This is a genomic window from Lactobacillus porci (assembly GCF_009695985.1).
Lineage (GTDB): Bacteria > Bacillota > Bacilli > Lactobacillales > Lactobacillaceae > Lactobacillus > Lactobacillus absianus.
In genome coordinates this window covers 1-5,573 of sequence record NZ_VUMX01000050.1, presented here as the reverse complement: position 1 = coordinate 5,573, position 5,573 = coordinate 1, and the positions used below count along the sequence as shown (strand labels likewise).

Genomic DNA, 5,573 nt, shown 5'->3' with positions numbered 1-5,573 from the left:
ACGCTAATCGAGTTCACAAGGGCTTTGGTCAAGTAGCAGACACCTTGGAATCGTACTTCGATTAAAAAACAGTTAAAGAATCAATTAGCCGGAAAGATTTATTTACACAAAAGAATTGACAGTCTCAAAAAATAAGATAATTATGCTAAAAATGAGTTAAAATAATCTAGTCAAGTGTTATCAATTTATCAAGGGAAAGGTGACTGTATGTCAGAAAAGAAATTTAATACTAAGCTTTCAAGCTTAAGCATCCTGGCATCAGCCTTTACGGCTTCACTGCTTTTAGGAGCAGGCACCGTACATGCTGACACTAATAAAGATGCGAACGCTAATACTACTGTAAGCCAGGCACAAGCGGCAGTTAATGCTGGTACTACTGCTAATGCTGCAACTGCTACTACCAAGGATCAAACTACTACTACTGCAACTGCTACTACCAAGGACCAAGCAGCTACTACTGGTACTACCAATGGCCAAACAGCTACTACTGGTACTACCAATGGCCAAACAGCTACTACTGGTACTACCAAGGACCAAACAGCTACTACTGGTACAACTAAGGATCAAGCAGCTACTACTGCAACTGCCACTACCAAGGACCAAGCAACTACTACTGGTACCACTAAGGACCAAACTACCGCTACTGGTACTACCAATGACCAAACGACTGCTACTACTGGCACTGCCAATAGTCAAATTGGTACGAAGGATCAAACTGGTACGACGAACCACAAGCCGGACTCACCAGGTTCATCAACTGGTAATACTCCAAAAGCGCCAGACAGCGGTGATCAATCAACCGGCGGCAAGACTGATGTGCCAACTGTGCCAGAAAACCCTGAGAGCAGCAAGGCAACCAATGGTGGCCCAGTTACTTCCTTGCCAAAGAAGTATCAAAGCGAAGACATCACTGGCGAAAACATTACCAACAATGCCAAGCTGAATGCATTTTTAGCAACGGATACCACTAAGGCCGGCAAGCTGAATGATACGGCCAAGAAGATCATTGCGGCTGCCCTGCGTGAAGGCAGCAGCGTCACCATGGATCAACTGACTGACAGCGCAATTGATGTCTTGAACAAGGTTGATCTTTTCAACAAGACCATGGATAACCAATACACCTTGAAGGATTATGACTCAATCACCAACAAGGTGGTTACGCGTGACAAGGACACGCAAATGCCTTTGACTAAGGGCGACAAGGTGGTCAACATGCCAGCCTTGGAAAGCGTCAAGGATGCCGAAACTGGCGAGAACGCAACGATGGACATCTGGGACTCATGGCCTGTTCAAGACCCGAAGACCGGTTATGTTCAAAACTGGAATGGCTACCAACTGGTTGTAGCCATGATGGGGATTCCTCACAAGTCAGACAGCCACTTGTACCTGCTTTACAACAAGTATGGCGACAACAACTTTGCCAACTGGAAGGTTGCCGGCTCAATCTTTGGCTACAATATGCCTGTGACCGGTGGCCAATGGTCTGGCTCAGCGATGCTCAATTCTGATGGCTCAGTTCAGCTTTACTATGCTAATGTTTTGTCCCAATTGGGGAGCAATCACCAACGCGTAGCCAGCGCAACCGTTAACTTGGGCTTGGAAAACGGGGTCGTTTCAATCAAGAACGTTGAAAACGACCAAATCCTCTTTGAAGGTGATGGCATTACCTACCAAACCTTTGATCAATGGGCCAGCGGTGCCAACCGTGGCGGTGACAACCCACAAAACCGTGACGGCCACATCTTCCAAGATGATGACGGCAATTACTATGTTGCTTTCGAAACGGCTACTGGCAACAACGGCTCCAATCCTGAAAAATACGAAAACCTTTACCAATGGGGCCGTTACGGTGGCGATGCAAACTACAACTTGAGCGAAATCATCAAGATTGTTGGTGACAGTGACATGACCATGCGCGCGCAGTTGGCTAACAGCGCAATCGGCTTTATGAAGCTGGATATGAGCAATCCTAAGAAGCCAAAGGTCGAAAAGCTTTACAACCCATTGGTACAGACTGTTCTGACCGGTGACGAAATCGAACGTCCTGACCTGATGAAGCTGAACGGCAAGTACTACTTGTTCGTTGATGCCCGGATCAGTCACGCCACTGACACTGATTTGAGCAAGGCCACCGACTCAACGGTTGGCGACAACGTAACGATGCTTGGCTTTGTATCTGACAGCTTGACTGGCAACTTCGTTCCTTTGAACGGCGACGGTCTGGTCCTGGGTGCTTCAACTCCATTTAGTTGGCGGACTGCTACCTACTCATACTATGCGGTTAAGATTAATCCAGACAACATCAAGGGCAACAGCGTCACGGTCAACGGCAAGACTTACACTAAGGATTACTTTGTAAATCACTTCCTGTTGGTCAACCCGTACATGGGCAACCGTGGCGAAGTGGCCGGCAAGGGCAAGAACGCTACTTTAGGGCCAAGCTACTTGGTTGAAGTCAAGGATGACGGCACTACGCAAGTTGTCACAAACTACTTGACGCAGCAAGGCGTTTGGGACTGGAATGAAGGCAGTGCCGCTCCTGAACTGGTCGCTACTTCTTTGAAAGAAGCCCGCATGGATACGGACACCTTTATTGACCGCGTAAACAAGAAAGGCAACTGGTACCTGTACAGAGACAACGCCGAAGGCAAGATCTCACAGCAAAGCGGCTGGCAAAAGGTTGGCAACGATACCCAATACTACAGCACCAGCACTGGCGCGCAAGTCTTTGGCGCGCAAACGATCAATAACAAGAAGTACTACTTCGATGCCAACAGCGGTGCCTTGTACTATGGCCAGCACAAGATTAACGACCAATGGTACAACTTCGACAAGACCACTGGTGAAATGCTGACTGGCTTTGTCAACATCCCAAGTCAAGACAAGACGGTTTATTATGCTGCGGATGGTCACATGCTGTATGGCCAGCAAAAGATCAACGGCAAGTGGTATAACTTTGCTCCTTTGAGCGGGAAGATGCTGACTGGCTTCGTTTACATCGCCAGCCAAAAGAAGACGGTTTACTATGCCGCAGATGGCCACATGCTGTATGGCCGTCACAAGATTAACGGCAAGTGGTACCAATTCGACAGCAAGTCAGGCAAGATGCTGACTGGCTTTGTCAAGCTGTCCAAGAAGGTCACCGTCTACTACAACGCAAAGGGTCAAATGCTCGTTGGCGTTCACAAGATCAAGGGCAAGTGGTACCTGTTTGACAAGAAGAGCGGGGCGAAGGTTACCTACGCCAAGGTAGGCAAGTACGTGCAAGTCAAGCACAACGCCAGCGTTTACACTGCCAAGGGCAAGAAGAGCAAGGGCGTCTACAAGTCAGGCAAGAAGGTTTACGCACAAGGCTACGCGATCATCAAGAACAAGCTTTACTACAAGATTGCCAAGAACAAGTATGTAGCAGCTGGCAACATTGACGGCGTAAAGCGGACCGTGAAGAATGCTGGCTACGTTTACACCTACAAGAACAAGAAGCTTAAGAAGCAAAAGGGCCTCGTAAAGAAGGGAACCAAGAAGTATACCTACGGCAGCACGGTTCTGCTTAAGGGGAAGAAGTACTACATTGTTGCTCCATCCAAGTACATGAGTACCAAGAACTTCTAATTTTGCAAATTAGCAACATAATCAAAGAGGATCAACTCAGTTGAGCTGATCCTCTTTTTGTGTGGCGCACGACTTATATACGCGTGGTACTAGTTAAAGAAACTGAATGTCGAATGTGGCTGAGAACGTAAGTTAGTACAATTATCTCGACTTAAAAATAACCAACGTACTCTGCTAAATCAGAATATTCATTGGTTGTTTGGCGTGCGGAAACCTTCGATTTAAATCGAGGGAGGAGCACGCCTTTCTCCTTTCTATAATGCTTTAGCTTTTACTTTCAATAGAAAATACGATACAATCAAAGTATTGAAAGGAGGTTAAATAATTGGAAATTTCTCTAACTATTAAAGCTAGCATTTACCCTAGTCAAAGCGAAGCCAAATCGCTTAAGAAAACGATGGAAGCTTACAGACAAGGTTGTAATTATGCGTCGCTGTATGTTTTTAACAACAATTTTGAACTTGGTCAATCGAAGCTTAACAAAGCCTTGTATCACGACTTGCGTGATACCTTCGGCTTGAAGTCGCAAATGGCTCAATCTGTTTTACGGACTGTAATTGCTCGTTATAAGACTGTTGCCACACAACTAAGTCAAAAGCCGTACAAATGCCTAGGTTATAAAATCGAGCGTGACTTAACTTGGCTGTGGAAACCTATTACTTTTTCTAGACCACAATTTGAGCTGGTTAGAAATCGTGACTGGTCGTTTAAAAACGACAATCAAGTCAGCCTTAATACGCTTGATGGCCGGATTATTTGTCAAATCTCAATGTCAGGCTTTGAAAAATATCAAGATTGGCAATTTGGCAGTGCTAGGGTTTTAAAATCTGATAAGCACTGGTATCTCCATATTTCCGCAAGCCGGGAAATTGACGATTACGATATTAATCAAACTCGACACGTAATTGGAATTGACCGTGGTTTAAGGCAGATCGTTACCTGCTATGATGAAAAAGGCAAAACCTTATTCAAAAGCGGCAAGCAGATTGCTAAAAAACGTAACCATTACAAGCAGTTAAGATGTCACTTACAGCTGACTAATACCAAATCCTCTAAAAGACGAATCCGCAAAATTGGTCAGCGAGAGAACCGCTGGATGAGCGATTATAATCATTGTTTGTCTAAGACACTCGTTGAAAAATACGGAACTGATTCATTGTTTGTTTTGGAAGATCTAACTGACGTAACCTTTGATACCGTTAATAACCACAAGCGTGAAGACCGATATGAGCATTGCTCCTGGTCTTTCTACGACCTTGAACAGAAATTGACTTACAAGGCTCATCTCAATCACAGTGAAGTGATTAAAGTTGACGCTTACTGTACTAGTCAGCGCTGTCCAAAATGCGGACGTATTAACAAGGAAAACCGTAAGCACAATCTACATTTGTACATTTGCGATAAATGTGGATACAAGTCAAATGACGACCGCATCGGCGCAATGAATATCCAAAATCTTGGAACAATGTACGTTAGCGGTAATTATAAGCCAACATATCAAAAATTAGTCTAGTGTATAAATTATGCTAGACCGCCGTACCTATCAACGTGCGGAAACGTCTTTTGACGTTTGAGAAGCAACAGCGTAAAAGGTATTTAGCCTTTGGTTGTGGGAGAGTCTTTACTCACTTGTACCACAGTTAGCTAGTTGCAAACCTGGGAATTTATTCCCAGGTAGTTGATAAGTGATGATTAAAATATTAACAAAATCTCATGAACTATCAAAAAATAGGTTGGTTTTACTAAAAATGAGTTACTTAAACTTCCCACACCAAAAAGAACTATGAAGCCTTGAAAACTCAATAGTTTAACCAGTAAATATTCAATTATGCTGCTAGTGATGGCGATATAGCCTCTTGCATGTACTTCGGGAGGCGGGAAATGAAAGCTTTGGTGAACCTTTCCATCTGCTCTTCTGTCAGTTGGAAGATCTCTTTCACGCTCTCGAACATGGCTTCCAC

The 5,573-nt window shown here is 44.7% G+C and carries 2 protein-coding genes and 1 pseudogene; 2 read left to right on the top strand and 1 reads right to left on the bottom strand.

Annotated features, from left to right (window positions below; genetic code table 11):
- The first annotated feature begins 207 nt into the window (after positions 1–207).
- Positions 208–3,612: a glycoside hydrolase family 68 protein gene (locus FYJ62_RS10010; RefSeq protein ID WP_154549537.1), complete on the top strand. Its 3,405-nt coding sequence runs from the start codon at positions 208–210 to the stop codon at positions 3,610–3,612.
- Between the two features lie 325 nt (positions 3,613–3,937).
- On the top strand, positions 3,938–5,125 hold the full coding sequence (locus FYJ62_RS10005; protein WP_154549536.1) for an RNA-guided endonuclease TnpB family protein: 1,188 nt from the start codon (positions 3,938–3,940) through the stop codon (positions 5,123–5,125).
- Positions 5,126–5,304: 179 nt separating this feature from the next.
- On the opposite strand, the pseudogene FYJ62_RS11010 reads toward FYJ62_RS10005, so the two are convergent.
- A pseudogene (locus FYJ62_RS11010) lies at positions 5,305–5,573 on the bottom strand (hypothetical protein); the annotation flags it as partial.